The sequence below is a fragment of the Paenibacillus aurantiacus genome (assembly GCF_042431225.1).
Classification (GTDB): domain Bacteria; phylum Bacillota; class Bacilli; order Paenibacillales; family Paenibacillaceae; genus Paenibacillus_Z; species Paenibacillus_Z aurantiacus.
Genome location: NZ_JBHMDO010000003.1, coordinates 314,359 through 332,878 on the forward strand (window position 1 = coordinate 314,359; position 18,520 = coordinate 332,878).

General features: G+C 59.0%; 15 protein-coding genes. 2 read left to right on the top strand and 13 right to left on the bottom strand.

Annotated elements, in window-relative coordinates; all coding sequences use genetic code 11:
- Nucleotides 1-31: 31 nt before the first annotated feature.
- The 8 genes from ACFFSY_RS02315 to ACFFSY_RS02350 form a co-directional block, all read right to left on the bottom strand.
- Nucleotides 32-1,372, bottom strand: a complete 1,341-nt coding sequence (locus ACFFSY_RS02315; RefSeq protein WP_377489270.1) for an ABC transporter substrate-binding protein — start codon at nucleotides 1,370-1,372, stop codon at nucleotides 32-34.
- Nucleotides 1,369-2,925 carry an ABC transporter substrate-binding protein gene (locus tag ACFFSY_RS02320; protein ID WP_377489273.1) on the bottom strand — a complete coding sequence of 519 codons (1,557 nt, stop codon included), beginning with the start codon at nucleotides 2,923-2,925 and terminating at the stop codon, nucleotides 1,369-1,371. Before ACFFSY_RS02320 ends, ACFFSY_RS02315 begins: the two co-directional genes overlap by 4 nt.
- Nucleotides 2,922-3,518 carry an RNA polymerase sigma factor gene (locus ACFFSY_RS02325; RefSeq protein ID WP_377489276.1) on the bottom strand — a complete coding sequence of 199 codons (597 nt, stop codon included), beginning with the start codon at nucleotides 3,516-3,518 and terminating at the stop codon, nucleotides 2,922-2,924. Before ACFFSY_RS02325 ends, ACFFSY_RS02320 begins: the two co-directional genes overlap by 4 nt.
- A gap of 443 nt (nucleotides 3,519-3,961) precedes the next feature.
- On the bottom strand, nucleotides 3,962-4,954 hold the full coding sequence (locus tag ACFFSY_RS02330) for a GNAT family N-acetyltransferase (protein WP_377489279.1): 993 nt from the start codon (nucleotides 4,952-4,954) through the stop codon (nucleotides 3,962-3,964).
- Nucleotides 4,955-5,324: 370 nt separating this feature from the next.
- Nucleotides 5,325-7,028, bottom strand: coding sequence for a methyl-accepting chemotaxis protein (locus ACFFSY_RS02335; RefSeq protein WP_377489282.1), 1,704 nt, complete (start codon nucleotides 7,026-7,028; stop codon nucleotides 5,325-5,327).
- A gap of 41 nt (nucleotides 7,029-7,069) precedes the next feature.
- Nucleotides 7,070-8,119, bottom strand: a complete 1,050-nt coding sequence (locus ACFFSY_RS02340) for a sugar ABC transporter substrate-binding protein (RefSeq protein WP_377489285.1) — start codon at nucleotides 8,117-8,119, stop codon at nucleotides 7,070-7,072.
- Between the two features lie 167 nt (nucleotides 8,120-8,286).
- A complete protein-coding gene (locus tag ACFFSY_RS02345; protein WP_377489288.1) occupies nucleotides 8,287-9,558 on the bottom strand; it encodes an MFS transporter in 1,272 nt (423 codons plus the stop codon).
- A 372-nt stretch (nucleotides 9,559-9,930) separates the two neighbouring features.
- Nucleotides 9,931-10,920 (bottom strand): LacI family DNA-binding transcriptional regulator, encoded by a 990-nt coding sequence (locus ACFFSY_RS02350; protein ID WP_377489291.1) that lies wholly within the window; start codon nucleotides 10,918-10,920, stop codon nucleotides 9,931-9,933.
- A 203-nt stretch (nucleotides 10,921-11,123) separates the two neighbouring features.
- On the opposite strand from ACFFSY_RS02350, the gene ACFFSY_RS02355 reads away from it, so the two are divergent.
- On the top strand, nucleotides 11,124-11,924 hold the full coding sequence (locus tag ACFFSY_RS02355) for a Cof-type HAD-IIB family hydrolase (RefSeq protein WP_377489294.1): 801 nt from the start codon (nucleotides 11,124-11,126) through the stop codon (nucleotides 11,922-11,924).
- 46 nt (nucleotides 11,925-11,970) lie between these two features.
- Here the strand turns inward: ACFFSY_RS02355 and ACFFSY_RS02360 are convergent, their stop codons facing one another.
- The gene (locus ACFFSY_RS02360) at nucleotides 11,971-13,194 is read right to left on the bottom strand and encodes an MFS transporter (protein WP_377489297.1); all 1,224 of its coding nucleotides are present in this window, start codon (nucleotides 13,192-13,194) and stop codon (nucleotides 11,971-11,973) included.
- 210 nt (nucleotides 13,195-13,404) lie between these two features.
- Between ACFFSY_RS02360 and ACFFSY_RS02365 the strand changes: the two genes are divergently transcribed.
- Nucleotides 13,405-13,965 carry a CBO0543 family protein gene (locus ACFFSY_RS02365; protein ID WP_377489300.1) on the top strand — a complete coding sequence of 187 codons (561 nt, stop codon included), beginning with the start codon at nucleotides 13,405-13,407 and terminating at the stop codon, nucleotides 13,963-13,965.
- A gap of 33 nt (nucleotides 13,966-13,998) precedes the next feature.
- Here the strand turns inward: ACFFSY_RS02365 and ACFFSY_RS02370 are convergent, their stop codons facing one another.
- The 4 genes from ACFFSY_RS02370 to ACFFSY_RS02385 all read right to left on the bottom strand — a co-directional run bounded on the left by ACFFSY_RS02370 (nucleotide 13,999) and on the right by ACFFSY_RS02385 (nucleotide 18,510).
- A complete protein-coding gene (locus tag ACFFSY_RS02370; protein ID WP_377489303.1) occupies nucleotides 13,999-14,481 on the bottom strand; it encodes a hypothetical protein in 483 nt (160 codons plus the stop codon).
- A 2-nt stretch (nucleotides 14,482-14,483) separates the two neighbouring features.
- Nucleotides 14,484-15,257: a hypothetical protein gene (locus tag ACFFSY_RS02375; RefSeq protein WP_377489306.1), complete on the bottom strand. Its 774-nt coding sequence runs from the start codon at nucleotides 15,255-15,257 to the stop codon at nucleotides 14,484-14,486.
- 180 nt (nucleotides 15,258-15,437) lie between these two features.
- A complete protein-coding gene (locus ACFFSY_RS02380; RefSeq protein WP_377489310.1) occupies nucleotides 15,438-17,165 on the bottom strand; it encodes an ABC transporter ATP-binding protein in 1,728 nt (575 codons plus the stop codon).
- A gap of 388 nt (nucleotides 17,166-17,553) precedes the next feature.
- Entirely contained in the window at nucleotides 17,554-18,510 is a 957-nt protein-coding gene (locus ACFFSY_RS02385) for an NAD(P)/FAD-dependent oxidoreductase (protein WP_377489313.1), read from the bottom strand.
- Nucleotides 18,511-18,520: the final 10 nt, after the last annotated feature.

Here is an 18,520-nt window from a genome sequence, read left to right on the forward strand (position 1 = left end):
CAGGTACTCCCGACCGACGCCAGCCATCCCTTTAGTCGCGCCGTGCGCCGTCGAGCAGCGCCTGGCCCTCCTTCTGAATGGTAGCCATCGCTTGCGCGGCTGTCCGCTCGCCGTTGATCGCCTTCGCGAACTCCTCATCGATCAGCGTCTCGAAGGACTTTTCGAACGAGCTCCAATCATAGCGGTCCATCGCCTCACGGTTCGTCTCGACGTAAGGCATGGGCAGCAGCTCGTACGCCGCCGACAAGACCGGATCGGGCCGGTAGTTCAAATACGCCCGGTTAGACGACAATCGGTCCTCGTCAACGGCGGCGCTCGCCTTGGCGACGTAATCGCTCATCATGAACCGGATCATCTCCCACGCGCGATCGGGCTGCTCCGCCGATGAGGAGACGCCCATGAACTGATGCAGCGTAATCGTCGACGATTGTCCGGGATTCGCCGAGCTGACCGGTCCCGCGACCTGTCCGATCTTGAACGACGCCCCGCTCGAACGGTAACTGCCGATCGTCATCGCCGCCTTGCCCTGTCCGAACAGATCGCCCGCCTCCATCATCTCTTTATCAAAATACGTACGGCCGTCCTCCACCCGTCCCTCGATGTTCTGCATGAAGAACGTCCCCGAACGGTAGGCGTCGACAATGCTTTCGGCAATGCGCTGCCAGGCCGGCGTGTTCAGCGTCACCTGTCCCGAGTCGACATTGTACATCCGAATTCCTTCCCAGAAGGCAAACAGGAAGAGGTGATCATAGGGCATGCTCTGCAAATTCTCGTGATACCCGTAGATCCCGTCCTTCGCACTGCCCGCCCGCGAGAATTCGTCCGCGAGCGCCAGCACCTCCGCCATCGTCATCCCGCTTCGCGGCGGATCGATGCCGTACCGGCGGAACAGCTCCTCGTTGTACGTCAGGAACGACGCATCGAACCAAGGCGACAGCCCGTAAAGCTGGCCGCCGATCCGCATGCCCTCGGTCATGCCGCGAAAATACCGCGCTTCGTCCATGCCGTCCGCCTTCATCCGGGCCGATAAATCCGCCAACAATCCATCCTCGGCCAGCCTTCGGTAGAAATCCCGGTCGTCCATGATCAAATCCGGCTGCGCTTCCGCAAGCAGCCGCTTGTACTGCTCATAGGTCGGCGGTTGCCTGTCGTCCGGCTCCGTCACGATCAGTTCGATTGGCTGGTCGGGAAACGCGGCTTCGATGTAGTCCCCGTAGAGATAGCTATACCAGCTCTCGTTCTTGACCGCGATCTTAATCGGCGCCTTCGTCGCCGGCGCGCGCTCTTCTACACAACCCCCGAGCAGCGCAGCCGCCAGCAGCATCGCGAGTAACGCGCCGGCACTGGATCGTCTCCGCTTCGCATCCGTCATCGGATGGCACCCTTCCCGCCGAGCGAGACGAGCGCCGAATCCAACTCGGCCTGCATGCGTCTGAGCGCTTCCTCCACCGTCAGCTCGTCATCCGCCACGGCTTTCATATACTTGGCGCCTGCCTCTGCGAGCAAGCCAGCCGCGCTCCAGTAACCCGGCTTCGCGGCGGTCAGCTGCTTGTAGGCTTGAGCCGGATCTGCCGAGTCTGCATAGAACGCCTCCCAACGCTTCTGATCGGCGGCGTCCAGCACATCCAGCCGGCTGCTGAGCAGATCCGATTGGACGCCCGTCGACAGCAGCTTCTTGCCGAACTCCCGGCCGGTCATGAACTTCACGACCTCCCAAGCCGCCTCTTGGTTCGGGGAAGCCGCGTTCACCGCATAGACGGTGCCCGGCTCAAGGAAGGTATCTTCGTTGGGCGCGCCGGAAGCGATCTTGATCGGCACGGCGATCCAATCGTCCTGAATTTGAACCAGCTGCTTGTATTCCTCCAGCAGATGCGCATAAGCCGCGCCGCCGATCGTCATCGCCGCTTGTCCCTGCGCGAACGCATCCTGCTTCATTCGATCATCGAACGTGTAATTGTCCCCGAGCGGCTTCGCATGCTGCAGCCATCCCGCCTTGGCGCCTTCGGCCATCTTCCGCCATAGGTCCTGCCAGGCATCGGTGCCGACCGTCGCCCGCCAAGCGCCGTCTTGGTACGCGACCGATTGCAGACCCGACGTCTCGCCCAAGAAATTCACGATTTGATACGTCTGATTGCCGTTCTGTCCGTACAAGCCGGCTTCCCCCGTCCCGCTGAATCGAGCCGCCGTCGCCAAGATCTCATCCACCGTCATGCCGTCCTCGGAAGGAAGCGCGACGCCGCGAGAGGCGAATAGCTTCTTGTTGACGTAGACGACGTTCGTATCGAACCGGGCGGACAGTCCGTACAATTCGCCGCCTCCGCCCAACCGCAGCAGCTCGGTGACCGGCTCGTAATAAGCATCCAGATCGACGTCCGTGCGCTGGATACGCGATTCGAGGGATAGCAGCTTTCCTTTGGCCGCCAGCTCGGCATACAGATTGTACGGCAGCTGGAGCACGTCCGGCCGGGCTTGATCCATCCATGTCTCGAAAGCTTCGGCCCACTTCGCCACATCGCCCGATGCATCCGTGGCCGGCGGTTCTAGCGACTGAAAGCTCACCGAAGGGTGGCGAATGATGAACATCTTCTTCCCGTAAATATCGAACAGGTAGCTTGACATGGAATCTTGCTGCACCTTCAGCTCCACAGCCGTATCCGCAAGCGGGTCGTTCCGAAGCGCGGCCGGTACATCCAGCGCGGCCTCCTGCGCCGTCAACTTCTGCAGATCGTCCTTGAAATACCAGCCGCCGCCAGCGAGCAGCGCGATGCTCATCGCGGCCGCGACCATCCGAAACGGCGAACGCCGCTCTTTCGTCTTCATGCGAATCTTCTCCCCCACCTTTCGTTCCGATTGCGAGGTGAATCCGTTCTCGATCGGCGGCTCTCCCCGGAGCCGCTTCTCCCAATCCAGCGTCCGCTCGGTCATGTCCACGTCTCCTCTCCTGAAAGGTCTCCCGCGCGCTCCGCAGCCCCGCCGGCGCCGCGCGCCAGCTTCCGGTTGACCGCCGCCCGGGCCCGGTGCAAGCGCGACTTAACCGTGCCTTCCGAGATGCCGAGCAGCTCGGCAATCTCGCGCATCGACTGCCCGTAGTGGCTGCTAAGCAGCAGCACCTCCCGCAGCTTGCGCGGCAATTTCAGCACCGTGTCCCACAGCTCGTCCGCCGCAAGCCGCCGCATCGTCTCCTCCTCAGCGGACGGGGAGGCAGACCGTTCGATCCGGACGGGCTGCAGAATCACCCGTTTTAGCCACGAAGAGCGGAGCGCGTCGATTGCCGTATTGCGCGTAATGGCCAGCAGCCACGTTCGCACGGAAGATTGGCCGCGAAAATCATACAGCCGCTCGTATACTTTCACGAATACGTCCTGCGCGATGTCATCGGCCAGCTCGCGCTTGCGCGTCAGGAAGAACGCGAAATTCCATACGTCCTTGCCGTATTCTCGCATCAGCTCGCCCAGCACGGCATCGCGGTCCAGCCCGCCCGTGACATGCTTCAAAAAATCGAATTGCAACTCGTTCACCTCGGCAAGTAGACGAGTGGAGTGGAAAATAGTTCCCTTCTACCCGAAATTTTTTTGCTCACTAGTCTTCCAACGAATCTACCATTTGGACATAGATTCCATTTTATCCTGACGCTGCCGACCGACTCAAGACGAAAAACACGGACCGCCCTCCGCGTCTTTCGCGGTGACCAGTCCGTGTTCTCGCTACCTATACTCTCCTTCAGCCTGCTGATTTCCCGCTGCTTCCGGTGCTCTCTGCTAATTCGTCGTACCGATAATCCGCTTCGCATAATCGCACCGCCGAGCTGCAATAAGCCCGACGGTTCGTTTACGTTCAGCCGATCATGCCGTGCGATGCCAACATCCATGGTCGTCGTGTGCCGCCGTCCATCCGTGTATCGCAAGCTCCATTTGGTCATCGTGCAAAACCATCCGTTCAACGCAAACGCCTCGCGGTGAGCCTAAGAACGCAGCTCCCTCACCATCCGGTACAAACCAGGCTCCGCCCGGAAGCCCAGCAGATCCCGGTTGATCCGCAGCATTGGCGCATTCAGTGAATCGTTATGCGTCCGCAAGTAAGGGACGCCATGGGCGCGGGCCGTCCTTGCGGCAAGCACCTTCAAGGCGAGTCCGAGGCGCCGCCCGCGATACGCCGGCAGCACGCATGTGTAGTCGTGATACATCGCCTGCGTCTGCTCGTTCTGGTGCAGCGTGACGACGCCGACGTAGCGGTCGCCGTCCTTCGCGATGTGAATCCATTCCGGACGGAAGCCCGGCGGATCGAGACTCCATTTCTTCCATTCCTCGAACCATGGGTAGTCGCCGATATAGCCCGGGATGTCCGGATGCGTCACCTTATATAGCTCGTATAGTTCCCGCTCGCTCGCCTCTCCCGGCTCGTCGGCCAGCGTAATGAAGCGGATGCCGCTCTGCTCCGCCGCTTGAATCGCTTCGTCGAACCGTCCGTCGTCGAACGAAGCCAGCTCCAGCACGGACTCGAACGAATGCCGATCCTTCGCGTATCCCCGGCGTTCGGCGAACGCGATCGAAACCTCGTCCGTCTCCCGGATGCCGAAGTCGATCAAGCGGGAAGCTTTCACTTCTTCGGACCATCCGCGCACCGTGTCATATAGCGCGCCGCCTACGCCTTCGTTGCGATGATCGGGATGCACGACCAACGTATGAATAAGGCTGCCCGGTTCGGTCCACGGCGCCCGCCATGCGATCGCATAAGCAATGACCGTTCCCTGTTCATCCTCGGCTACCCATTGCGGGCGATCCCATCCCTTCAACTTGCCCTCTTCGTCGTAATGAAGCTGACCCGGCGGGATTTGGTTCTCTTCTTCTTCCAGCCGCTCGGCGGTCGTCGGCTCCGAGTTGACGTAATTAAGCAGCTTCGCCGCGGCCGCGAAATCTTCGGGCTGGCGCATTTTTCGAATCGTAAATGTTGGCATCTATCTTCTCCTTTATGATGGAATCGCTTCCGTTTGATGTCATTATCGCACAGGGAATATGCAGTTTCATGGTAGAATTTGGGTATATTGAAAGTGGCCTGAGCACGAAGAGGAGACGGGATGCAGCCGCTTGCCGAAATGGCGTGTATCGCCAACGTGCGGCATCCCGCAGCAAGTACGCCCCCATCGGCGCAAACCTGCATCATTCGCACAATACCCTTCTTTCGCGCTACGCACATGTTTGTCCCTCCACGAACAGCAAAGCGCGCTCCCTTCACGCAGCGACAAAAAGTCCGCCTGTCTCGATGGACAAGAGGACTTCCTGATGGATATTCTCGGTTCTTGCGCGGCGACAACCACCCGCGTCCATCTACAGCTTGAACGTGGAGAGCGCCTCCTGCAGATCTTCGGCCAGCCGCGCGAGCATCGCCGAAGCTGCCGCGATCTCTTCCATTGTAGCGTTCTGCTCTTCCGCGGATGCCGCGACGCCCTGCGTATGGCGGGAAGCATCCTGCGCCACCTTGGAGATCGTGGTCAGATCGGATGCGACCTGATTCGTCTCGGCGCGGATCGCATGCGCATCGCGCACGGCCTCTTGCGAACGTCCGTCCATCGCGACGATGGACGCGCGAATCTGTTCGAACGCGGAGCCGGCGTCGCCGATGATGACCATGCCTTCCTTCACCGCGTCATTGCCTTCCTCCATCGCGCGAATGGCTTGATGGATCTGGGTTTGAATTTCCTGGATCAAGCCCGCGATTTGACTGGCTGCGCCGCTGGATTGGACCGCCAGCTTGCGAACTTCTTCCGCTACGACCGCGAATCCGCGCCCGTGCTCGCCGGAGCGCGCCGCTTCGATGGCCGCGTTGAGCGCGAGCATGTTCGTCTGGCCGGCGATGCCGGAGATAACCGTGACAATGTTGCCGATTTGTTCAGATTTCTGGCCGAGCGAGAACACATACTCCGAGGAGGACGTCACTTTGCTTGCGATGACGTCAATCTGGGCGACCGACTGCGCGATTACCGTATTGCCGCGTTCGGTCATCTTGATCGCCTGGGTCGACCTCTCGGATACGGCGCCGAGCGATTCGTTGACATGATCGACGCTGCCGGCCAGCTGCTCCGAAGAGCCGATCGACTTCAGAATCGTGCCCACCTGCTGCTCGGCACCCTGCGCGATCTCCTGCACCGCAAGAGTGATCACTTCGGTCGATTTGGCCGTCTGCTCCGCCGATGCGGTGAGCTGCTCCGAAGTTGCGGCCAGCTGTTGGGAGCCCATGATGACATCCGAGAGCTTCTCGCGCAGGCTCGTCGAGAGCATCTGCATAGACTCGGCCAAGTCGCTGATTTCGTCGCGCGTCTTAATTACCGGCGGCACCGCCGTCAGATCGCCTTGCGAGACCTGGGAGACGTAAGCTCTCATCTTCCGGATCGCGCCGCCGATCAGCATCGAGATCCACGTCGCGACGACCATGGCGAGCGCGAGGCCCGCGATGGCCATGATCAGCACGATCGTTTTGCCGGAGCTAAGCGTCTTCTGCGCGGCATCCGCGTCGGACGAGGCCTGGGCGCGGTTCACCTCGACGAGGCTCTTTACCGATTCGCCCGCCTTTTTGCTCAAGTACTTCATGTAGTTGACGGTTCTCACCGGGATGTCGGCTTTGTTCGTCGACGCAAGGCTCGTCAGCAGCGACGGCAGCTGAGCCGAGAATGCTTCCCAGTCGCTGCTGAATTGGAAGTAGTCGCGCTTCATCGTCTCGTCCTGCGCGAATCCGGCGTACTGGCTCTGCAACGATTCCATCTTCTTCTGCTCTTCGAGCACAGACGCCTTGAGCGCCTGAAGCTCGCTGTATTTCGTGCTGCTCATCATTTGAAGGAGGCTGTTCTCCATGCTTTTCATGGTCAGGCCCATATCGTTGATGAGGATGACGCTTTGCAAGTTCGTGCCGGTTACTTTTGATACTGTGGCGCCAAGACCGTTCATCTGCAAGAGCCCCGTTACGCTTCCGATCAGAAGCAAGCAGACGCAGGCAAGGAAGCCGCTGAACAATTTGGCCCGGATGGTGAATCTCATAAGTTGTCAGCTCCTGTCTGTGTAATGATGCAAGCCGGATGTTACGAAGCCGGCCACTGATCCTTCGGGATATCCTTGTAGACGTCTTCCAGCTGCGCAAATCCGGAATCGATAACCGTCTCCTTCAAATTGGCCTTCGTGACGACGACCGGCTCAAGCAGATTGGACGGCACGTCCTTGAGCCCGTTCGGCACCTTGTTGTTCGCCTTTGGCTCCTTGCCCTGCGCCAGCTCGACCGCCGCCTCTACCGTCGCGGTGACCATCTTCTCGATCGGGAGATAAATGGTCATCGCCTGCTTGCCGGCCGCGATGCGCTGCAGCGCCGCCAGCTCGGCGTCTTGGCCGGATACCGGAACCTTACCGTCCAGACCATACTCCGAGAGCGCCTGAATCGCCGCTCCGGCCGTGCCATCGTTAGCCGCGACAACGCCTTGGATATTGCCGCCCGTCTTCGCGAGCATCTCCCGCATATGCTTGAGCGCCTCGTCCGGGTTCCAATCCTTCGAATATTCGTCGCCAACGAGCGTAATGCCGCTGCTTGCTTTCAGTACTTTCATCGATCCATCGCGCAGCAGCACGGCATTGTTATCCGTATCGCCGCCGCCGATGTAAGCGTAATTCCCCGACGGCGCCAGCTTCAGAATCTCTTCCGCCTGCATTTCGCCGGCCTTCACGTTGTCGATCGACACGTAAAAATCAACGTCGGCGTTCTTCATGAGGCGCGCGTAGGAGAGTACCTTCACGCCTTTGGCGCGCGCCTTGTCGACGGCGGGCTTCATGTTCTCGGTATTCTGGGCCACGACGACCAGCACGTCGATATTCTGCTCGAGCAGCTGATCGATCTGGCTTAACTGCTTCTGCTCGTCGCCGCCCGCCTCGACCGTGATGACGTCCGCGCTAAGGCCGGCCGCCTTGCTTTCGAACATGTCGCGGTCGCGCTGCCAGCGCTCGTCGATCAGATTGTGGAATGAAAGGCCGATCAACTGCTTCTGCTCGTGCGCGGACGGGGTATTCGCTCCGCCGGAGCACCCCGACGCAATCAGCAGCAGCGCGATGCAGGCCAGGACTACGATATGGCGTACACGTTTCATAATCGCTTATCTCCTCTTCTGGATGAATGTTCTGGATGATGGATAAAATATCGGTTGATTCCCAGCTTCTGTTTAGAAACAGCTTTTGCCATTGGATTAGCAAAAAAAGGCTATCCCGGAGGATAGCCCTTAGCCCTTGTCTTCCTAGATGGCGTTTGATGCAACATTCAAACGGCCGATGACGATGCTTGCGAAGGCTGGGGCGGCTGCGCGAATGAAGGCTCGCGCTCTTTCATAATCACCACTTGCAGCAGTCCGCCGATCAACATGAACGCACCCGAAATAATCGCCATCGTGCCCAGCGAGAACACATGGAGCATCGGCCCGCTGACCGCCATCATGAGCACCATCGTGCCGGTGAACATCGGCATCATGACACCGCCGACGCGCCCCATGAAAGCCCCTTCCGTCCACCGAAGCATCATCGTGCTGATGGCCACTTGAATGACGGGGAAGAAGAACCCCGCGACGGCATTCAACGCGAGCGTGAGCGCGGTGTTCGTCGAATAGCCCATGCCGATCAAGGCAGCCGTATCGAACACGAGGGCGAGCATTAGCATCTGCGGCGGCGACATTCTCTTGGCCAGGAGCGCCACGGAAATCCCGCCGGCCAGCACCGCCGCCCCGTTCACCATCTGGAAGTACTGCATGAACGACTCCGGCTTGCCGAGCAACTCGGTGACGACGAATATGCCGAGCGTGTTCGCGATGCCGCTCGATAGACCGACCATTGCGAACGTGATGCTAAGCGTCCGAAGCACTTTGCTGCGCATCACGTACCGGAATCCGTCGCCGAGCTCCGCCACGAACCGGCGCCGATCCCCGCCCGATGACAAGGGCGCGTCGTCCTTCGGCAGACGCATCAAGATAAGCGCGGACGCCAGGAAAGCCACAGCGGTAAAGCCGAGCGACGACTCAATCCCGAAGGCGCCGTAGATTGCCCCGCCGAGCGCGGGTCCAAGCACCATGAACACGCCGGTCAGCGTCTGCGTCATCGCCATCGCGCCCTGCTGCTGCTCCGGCGGCACTTGACGCTTGAACAATTTCATCATCGACGGCTGCGAGAATTGCGACAGCACCGCCGAGACGAAAGTTGCGAAATATACGGCTTCCCAAACTTCGAATGTCAAGGTCAGCAAGACCGCGCAGACCGATATCGCGGACAACAGGTCGCACCTGACCATCGTCCACTTGGGACGCCAACGGTCCGCGAAGGTGCCGCCGACGAAGGAGAAGACGAAGATTGGCGCGAACTCCGCCACGGAGATAAGCGAGATGGCGACCGGATCATGATTCGTCCGCTCCGTCACATATAGCAAGATGGCGAAGTTCCGCACCCAAATGCCGATTTGCAGCATCATATGCGACAGCATGGCCGTCCGGATGAATGGATTGCTCAGAACACCGGGTCCTTTTTTAGCTACAACTGGGTTTGACACCGTAAAGAACTCCCTTCCTTAAACATGAATTAAAATGCGATCACGTGCCTCTTCTGCGACGGTTGTAACCTTCCGGCTCGCAGTTCTGCAATTGCGCTAGCTACTTAGCATTTTGAAGCTCTTTTCTACTGTTCCATCCGGAGACCTCCTCACTTCATTTTAATTAGATGTTTTTACTTATTGTTTAGTTTAATTATAGACGTAATAATAAAACATCTATATAAATTAATCAACTGTTTTTCTGGAATGCACAAAAAAGCCGTTCGCCCTCTATGGCTAACGGCTGTTGCGGCTCAATACAATCTCCATTAAAACCAAACGATAATCGATATTGTTCGGTCTTTATAATCAACTGATTATCAACGCTCATCTTCAAACCGACGATCTCGCGATCAACTCGTACACAACCTCCTGACGTCGGATCCCCGCTTCGCCGCCGCCCTCCGGCCCGGTCATGGCAACCCGCAGCATTCGCAGCGCCTCGCGCCCCATCTCGTACAGATGATTGTCAATCGTCGTCAATCCGAGCACCTCCGCGATCGGCTGATTATCTAATCCCATCAGTGCCAAGTCCTCCGGCACGCGCCAGCCGTGTTTGCCCGCCTCGGCCATCATGCCGACGGCCACCTGATCGCCCGTTACGATCATTGCGGTTGGCCGGTCCTCCATGGCTTTCAATTGGCGCATGACGTCCGCACCGCTCTCGATCCCGTAGCAATCGTAGAACGTCCATGCTTCGCGATAGGGCTCCCCGATCTTCTGCAGCGCATCCATATACGCGGCCCGCCGCCGTTCGCTGCTGCTGCTGACATACCGGCTCATGCACAGCCCGATTTTACGATGGCCCTTGCTCAAGAGATGCCGAATCCCTGTCTCGAACGAACGATAATGATCGATGTAGACGGACGAGATCCGGTCCCCCGCATCCTCGCCGCACGAGAGGAGCGCCCCGAACGAACGATACGCCGCGATCTCGGACCAGCCAAGCGATTTGGAGCAGACGATCAAGCCGTCGATTTGTTTCTCCTTCACCAGCGCGAGCGCTCGGCGCTCCTCGTTCTCGTCATACCCCGTCTGGCAGAGAACGAGCCGCAGCCCCAGATCCAGCGCTTCGTCCGACATGCCTTCGACAAGCCGAGAGAAATACGGATGATTAATGGAAGGCAGCATAATCCCAACCATGTCCGTTCGTCCGCGGAACAGATGCACGGCATTAATGTTGCGCGAGTAATTGAGCTTCGCCATGACATCCTCCACCGCCCGGCGTTTCTCCGCGGATACGTACGGATGGCCGTTCAGCACCCTCGACACCGTGCTTACCGATACGCCTGCCTCCTTGGCGATCTGCCGGATGTTCGCCACGTTCGATCCCCCTCTCGATTTTTTTTGCGTCGTCCGCTTGACCTGAAACGCGTTTCATCATTTACGTTTGTCTTGCAAGCGCTCCTAGGAGCTAATCGCAAAGGCGATTCAAGCTCGGATGCGCTTGCTCACAAGCAGCGGCGTTACCTCTTATCAGAGGGCGTGACGCTGCTTGACTCCAACACGAAAGGCGGATTTCACGCATGCAATCCCTACCTAAGCTTGTTCTCTTCGACATCGACGGCACGCTGCTTGATCGAAGCCACCAAATTCCCGCTTCGACGAAAGAAGCGGTCGCGCTGCTGCAAGCCGCCGGCGTCCATACCGCGATCGCGACCGGACGCAGTCCCTCCGATTTCACCTGGGTATGCGATGAGCTCGGCATCCGATCCTATGTTTCGATCAACGGCCAATACGTGGTCCATGAAGGAGAAGTCATCTATGAAAACCGCATTCCGGTCGAGCTTCTTCGCGAATTGTCGGCATTCGCGGATGCTTCCGGCCATATGACAGCCTACTGCGGCTCAGGCGAAGTATGCGTCAGCCGTCACGCCGAACCCCATCTGGCGGTCAGCTTCAGCTCCGTCAATTTGCCGCATCCGAAAGTCGATCCCGATTATTATCGCCATTCGCCGGTCTATCAAGGCAATATCTTCATGACCGCCGAGGAAGAAGCGCTCTATATAACCCGGTTCCCGTCGCTGCGTTTCATCCGGTGGCATGAACAGGCGGTCGACTATTTGCCGGTCGGAAGCTCCAAGGCCGCTGGCATCGCTTATCTGCTGCAGGCGTTCGGCGTGACCGCCGAGGAATGCGCCGCGTTCGGAGACGGCCTGAACGATCTGGAGATGCTGTCGTTCGTCGGCATCGGCATCGCGATGGGCAACGGATGCCCGGAAGCGAAAGAAGCGGCGAACTATGTCACCGCTTCCTCTTCCGATCATGGCATATGGTCCGCGCTGCGCTGGCTCGGCTTGCCGCAGCCCGCTTATACAGTCCGCTGACGCGCCAACACCCGCGTGCATCCGGCGGATGGCAAAGCCCGCTTCTCTAGTCTTGTCGATCCGCGGGCAGCAGCACCGCGAGCACGCCCGCCAGCGGCAGGAAGCTGGCCCAGACAAGCACGCGGTCTAATCCCCAGTGGTCGCCGGCATTGCCGATCGCGACCGCGCCAAGCGCACCCATGCCGAAAGCAAGCCCCGTAATGAGGCCCGATACCATCCCCACCTTGCCCGGCACCAGCTCTTGCGCGTAGACGACGCTGACCGAGAAGCCGGAGAGAAGCACGAAGCCAAGGATGAAGATGACCGGATATACGAAGCCCAGCGGCAAATGCGGCAGCGCGAGCGCGAAGGGCGCCGCCCCGGCGATGGAGAAGAGGATCATCCGCTTGCGTCCGAACCGATCCGCCAGCATCCCGCCGAAGAACGTGCCGAGCACGCCGGCCGCCATGAACAAGAAGATCGGCAGCTGTGCCGCTTTGACCGACAAGCCTTTGAAGTCATGCAAATACATCTGATAGAACGTGCCAAGACTCGTGAAGTACCATGAACGCGCGAAGACGAGCAGGACAAGCAGCGTCATGGCGAATACGATGACATTCCGGCTTAGCGGCTTGGTCTCGCCGCTTGCCGCCGCGGCGGCCTTCTTCTTGACCGGCTTGCCGTTCGCCGCGAGCTGTTGACGATACCAAGGTACGACCCGCAGCAGAATGAGGATGGCGGTAACTGCCAGCAGCGTGCCCCAGATGGCGCCAGGCTGGCCAAGCGGTTCGAAGATGAACATCGTCATGAGCGGCGCGAGGGCGCTGCCCGCATTGCCGCCGACCTGGTAGATCGATTGCGCGAATCCTCGACGTCCGCCGGCCGCGAAATACACGACGCGCGACCCTTCCGGATGGAAAATCGCCGACCCGAGTCCGATGAACACAACAGCCAGCATAAGCGTCAAGAAGGACGGCGCGATGCTAAGCCCCGCGACACCTACGAGACTAAGTCCCATACCGGCCGGAAGCATCCAAGGCGCCGGGCGTTTGTCGGAGATCAATCCGACGACCGGCTGCATGACCGACGAGGTCATATTGAGCGCGAATGTAATCCAGCCGATCTGGCCGAGCGTCAAATGCAGCGATTCGCGCACGACCGGGAACATCGCCGTCACGACAGCCTGCATCGTATCGTTCAGCAGATGAACCGAACTAATTGCAAGTAAAACCGTGTACACCATGCCGGTTTGAATGACGCTGCCTTTTGCAGAAGATAAAGACGTATTCATGTTACCGCCAGCCACCTTCCCGCCTCCATGGCTCGCCTCCATGAAAGCTCCCCTAAAATATAACAGCAACGATAACACACTCCGCCGAGCGTGACAATCCATGTTATGGAAAACGCCGGGCGCTTGCAGATACGTCGCTTTTCGTCTAAATCGGGCGGTCCTTGGGAAACATAAGGCGCGTGTGGAGACGTGGATTTGGAGGCATTGGCCGTGAAAGAAGTCACGATGGCAGATATTTATGACGCCCAGGAGAAATTGAGCGATCTGCGCTGGAACTACTGGCGGCAGGAGGTTGTCTTTTCATGGCGGTGGTGGATGCTGCTGACCATTTCGCTCATCATGATTGCGATATGGCTGAAGCTGGCGCGCAAGAACGAGAAGCCGGTGCTGCTGATTTACGGCAGCATCACGCTGCTGATTGCGGTTTCGCTGGACGTGGCGGGCGCCGAATTAATGCTGTGGGATTATCCTTACATGTTGCTGCCCTGGGGCGCCCGGCTGTTCTGCGCGGACTTGGGGCTGGGCATTATTCTTAGCTTGCTTTATCAGTATTTCAAGTCATGGAAAGGGTTCGCTGCTGCCTCGGTGTGCGCGGCGGCCATCCTCGCTTTCGTACTGGAACCTATTCTGATCTGGCTGGACATCTATAACGCGTATAGGTGGCAGCACTATTATTCTTTCCTGGGATACATCTTGCAGGCGTGCATGGTCAAAGCGTTCACCGACTACGTAACCAGACGCGGCGGCAACCGATTCGTCGAGCGGAGATAGGAAAAGCTTGGCGGGATAATAGTATCGCGTTCATCAGGACGATGGTTGGAACTTCTCCCGCTGATGCACGACGCCTACGCTGAGCGCCTGATGCTGCCACAGCAGGCGTCTGACCGCCTCTACGCTTTCCGGCTGGCAGCGAACGAGCAGCGTGACTTCCGGCAGTTGCCCCGGCTTTCTCGGTCTTCCGCCCTTGATCATCGTGATCGCTATATGCAGCAGCAAGCCGAAACCAAAGCCGATGATCGCCGATAGGATCCCCCAGATAATCGGCCCCCACGCCCAAATGAATCCCCGGCTCGTTCCGATGACGGCGAACGCGGTGGCGCAAGCCATCGCCATCTCGAACCCGCCCGCCCTGCGGTCCCGGGATTGAATCGGCTCCAGGGCATCGTTCGTCTCGTCGATATCCATCGGCACGGCCATTATTCGATCCCGCCCGATCCCCGTGTTCTCCAGTAGAGCAAGCACCTGTTCCAGCTCGGTCGTGATTTGAAATGAACCGATCACCAACATGCTCACTCCCCCTCCCAAATTCGTTCGATAGCGGCCTCCTGATAACGATTGGTCAAAAACTGGCGCTGCTCCATCCGGAACAGCCGATTATGGTCTCCGGCCTGAACATGGGCGTGATAAATGGCCCCTCCCAGCACGGATGGCATAAATAACAGCCAATGCGGGCTCAGTACCGCCGTGGAATGACGCAGACTGCCGTTAATGAGCGCAAGCACAGCGTCATAGAAGTGGGACTTGCCTACGTAAATCCACCACCACATAATGCCCCAAAACCCTAGATCGAGCCGATGATTATAGAGCTGACCGAGACCCGGGAAAATCAGCGAACAGAAGGCGGCCACGTTCGGTTTTTTGATCTCAATGTATTGCAAGCTCCACCGGCTGATATGAAAAGGGCGGACCGGCGCGTTCTCCAGCTCCGCCAGGCGGGTCAGCTTATTCACCTCGGAGGTGCTGCGGTAACTGTCGTACATGGCCCAGAAATAGATCATCAGATACCCGTATATCCAGGTGGGATCGATGACCGCCTTAGCCTGTTCGAACTGTCCACAGAACGACAGCACCATCGCCTCGTTCACATGCGCGAGCGTATTGGTAATGACCTCGCCGAGGGACAACAGCGCGCCGCGCAGGTACATATTAAGCACGAAATGCCCAAAGCCCGGAAACGATGCCGACCACCATAAAATAACATAGGGATTATGGCGGGTTAGCATCGTGATCCCGTTGGAGGTAATTAACGTCTGCGGACGGCGAATAGCAGTAGCCCGGCTCAAATCGTGATCATTCCTTCGTCGCTTGGTAAAATCAGGTTCATTTAATTATGGATAGTATGTCAATATTTGATAATTCGCATGCATGCCGCGATGAATCGTGCCTGGCTAATTTGCGGTACGACAAGAAGACCTGCATCCGGCTTATCTGCCGGTGCAGGTCTGTTGGACCGTCTTTGCATCTTAGACCGTAACGGTCTGGCCAAATTGCGCGCGGTGCAGCTTGGCGTAAGCGCCGTCCTTCGCCAGCAGCTCATCATGCTTGCCGCTCTCGGCGATCCCGTTCTCGTTCACGACGAGAATGCGGTCCGCATGGCGGATCGTCGCCAGCCGGTGCGCAATCACGAGCGTCGTGCGGTTATGCGCGAGCTCCGTCAACGCCTGCTGGATGATCGTCTCGGTCTGCGTGTCCAGCGCGGACGTCGCTTCGTCGAGAATGAGGATCGGCGGATTCTTCAGGAACATCCGCGCGATCGCCAGCCGCTGCCGCTGACCGCCGGAGAGCTTCAGCCCCCGCTCCCCGATCACCGTGTCCATCCCTTCGGGCAGTCCGTCGATCATCTCCAGCAAATGCGCACGCCGCGCCGCGTCGCGGATCTCTTCCTCGCCAGCGCCAAGACGTCCGTACGCGATATTCTCGCGAATCGTGCCCGCGAACAGGAACACGTCCTGCTGGACGATCCCGATGTGGGCGCGAAGCGATTGAAGCTGCATGTCGCGAATCGGAATGCCGTCGATGGCAATCTCTCCGCCGTCTACTTCGTAGAATCGCGGGATCAAGCTGCATAGCGTGGATTTGCCCGCCCCGGACGGACCGACGAGCGCCACCGTCTCGCCCGCACGTATGTTCAGGTTAATGCCGCTCAGGACGTCGGCATGGCCTTCGTAGCGGAATGTCACGTTATGGAAGGCGATGTCGCCGCGCAGACCTTTCACCGCTTTGGCGTTCGGAGCGTCCTTGACGTCAGGCTCGGTGTCCAGCAGCTGGAGGAACCGTTTGAAGCCCGCCATCCCTTTAGGGTACGACTCCATCAGCGCGTTGATTTTGTCGATCGGCTTCAGGAAGATGTTGACGTATAACAAGAACGCCACCAGCTCCCCGCTGGTCAATTTGCCTTCGTGCGCGAACCAGGCGCCGCAGACAAGCACAACGAGCGAGATCAGCTTCGTCATCATATAGATGCCCGACGAGCTGAACGAGATCGCCAGGTACGAGCGCAGCTTCGCCGCGCGGAACAACTGATTGTTGATGCGGAACTGCTCCTGCTCGTACGGCTCGTTCGTGAACGACTGCACGACGCGAATCCCGGAGACGCTGTCTTCAACCCGGCTGTTCACTTCGGCGATGCGTTCGAACATGTTCGTCGCGGCGCGGTCCAGCTTCCGGTTGAAGTACACGATGATCCAGATGAGGAACGGCACCACGACGAACGTGATGAGCGCCAGCTGCCAGTTGACCGTTAGCATGATCGAGAACGCGCCAACGAACGTCATTACCGCGATGAACGCATCCTCCGGGCCGTGGTGGGACATCTCGCCGATCTCGAACAGATCGTTCGTCATCCGCGACATGATCGTGCCGGTCTTGTTGTTGTCGAAGAAGCGGAACGATAGCTTCTGCACGTGGTTGAACAGCTGCTGGCGCATGTCGGTCTCGATGTTGATGCCAAGCTTATGGCCCCAATAGTTGACGACGAACTGCAGGCCCATGCTCATGAGATAGACGAGCAGCAGCGCGGCGCCCGCCGCGGCTATCATCGACCAGTTGCCCTGCGGCAGCAGATCGTCGACCATCCACTGCACCGCAAGCGGGTAAGCCAGCTCCAGCAGCGCGGCGACGACGGCGCAGCCGAAGTCGATCAGGAATAGTTTTTTGTACGGAAAGTAGTAAGATGCAAAACGCCGCAGCACGGTCCAATCCCCCTGTTTCGCTTGGTTTAGTGAAACTCGCTGGTTTCACCCTAGCACCTTTTCATCCTCGCCGCAATAACATCTCGGAAGGCGAGAAGCCGCGTTATCTCCACAAAGGGCGGCAGGCAATTCCTCCGCGAGCTGCGGCAACTGTTATGCGCGGCAACGATTCGCGTATCTCCGCCTGCTGCGAATAGGCCCGGAATCGGCTTCCTTCGTCCCGGCTTTAGATCAAAGAGGCTTCCTTCCCTGGCGGGTTGGAAGCCTCCTCACATACGTCGTCATGTCGGTAGAACCCGCCTCGCTAGCATCATGAAGCCATGCGAGCACGCGCTTACCTGCTGATCGGCAAGTACCGCCAGCTGCGGTTGTCCTTGCGAGCAGCGTCTTAGATTCGAAGGTCAACGAATGGCTCAGGCTGCGGAATACGCGCCAGCAGCTCTTCATGCAGCAGCGTTTTGTGCATCCAGATCGCGGCTTGCGACCCGTCTCCCATTGCGATAACCGTCTGCTCCGAATGCGCGACGATATCGCCGGCCGCCCACACGCCGGGCACGCTCGTCATTCTCGTCCGGGCATCGACCAGAATATGCCGGTTCTTGAACAGCTGAACGCCGAGCTGCTCTGCAAGCTCGGCGCGCACCTCATTGCCGCCGAAAGCTGTGAACCCGGTTGACGCTTGCAGCTGCCGGCCATCCTGCAGCGTAATTCCCGTCATGACCGAACCATCCGCGCCGGACGTCTCGATGCGCGCGATCGGCTCCTCAATGCAGTGGATGCCTTGCTCCTCCATACGTTCCCGCAGCGCCGCATCCACCGGGCTGCGCTCATGGTTAACATAGGTCAGCTTGTCCGTCCAATACCGAACCGTCAGCGCCATAGACGCCCCCGCGTCGCCGGCGCCGAGGATGAGCGAGGGCTGACCGGTTGCCTCGTACCCATCGCAATCCGGACACACGTAGATACTGGTGCCCAGACACTCCGCGAGCCCGGGCAGATCGGGCAGCCGATCGACCACGCCTGTCGCCAGCAGCAGCCGACGGCCAATCGCGATGTCGCCGGCTTCGGTCATGATGCGGAAGCCGTCTTGCGTTTGTTCCGCGCGGGCCGCCTTGCCTTGCACGAAGCGGACGCCGTGCGCAAGCGCCTGCTCTCTGCCCGCTTCCCGAAGCGACTTCCCGCTGACTCCTTCCGGCCAGCCCAAAATATTGTTGTACCGTCTGCACAGCGTAGATCGTCCGTCGCCCGCGTCCACAACGAGCGTGCTGCGGTTATAACGCCCCAGCTGGATCGCCGCCTGAAGCCCGGCCAACCCGCCTCCGACGATGATGCAGTCATAAGTCATGCAAAATCAC

Excerpts from the sequence above, each read along its gene's own strand:
- ACFFSY_RS02315 (WP_377489270.1), bottom strand. The coding sequence starts at position 1,372 with ATGACGGATGCGAAGCGGAGACGATCCAGTGCCGGCGCGTTACTCGCG.
- ACFFSY_RS02320 (WP_377489273.1), bottom strand. The coding sequence starts at position 2,925 with ATGACCGAGCGGACGCTGGATTGGGAGAAGCGGCTCCGGGGAGAGCCG.
- ACFFSY_RS02330 (WP_377489279.1), bottom strand. The coding sequence starts at position 4,954 with ATGCCAACATTTACGATTCGAAAAATGCGCCAGCCCGAAGATTTCGCG.
- ACFFSY_RS02335 (WP_377489282.1), bottom strand. The coding sequence starts at position 7,028 with ATGAGATTCACCATCCGGGCCAAATTGTTCAGCGGCTTCCTTGCCTGC.
- ACFFSY_RS02340 (WP_377489285.1), bottom strand. The coding sequence starts at position 8,119 with ATGAAACGTGTACGCCATATCGTAGTCCTGGCCTGCATCGCGCTGCTG.
- ACFFSY_RS02355 (WP_377489294.1), top strand. The coding sequence starts at position 11,124 with ATGCAATCCCTACCTAAGCTTGTTCTCTTCGACATCGACGGCACGCTG.
- ACFFSY_RS02360 (WP_377489297.1), bottom strand. The coding sequence starts at position 13,194 with ATGAATACGTCTTTATCTTCTGCAAAAGGCAGCGTCATTCAAACCGGC.
- ACFFSY_RS02370 (WP_377489303.1), bottom strand. The coding sequence starts at position 14,481 with ATGTTGGTGATCGGTTCATTTCAAATCACGACCGAGCTGGAACAGGTG.
- ACFFSY_RS02385 (WP_377489313.1), bottom strand. The coding sequence starts at position 18,510 with ATGACTTATGACTGCATCATCGTCGGAGGCGGGTTGGCCGGGCTTCAG.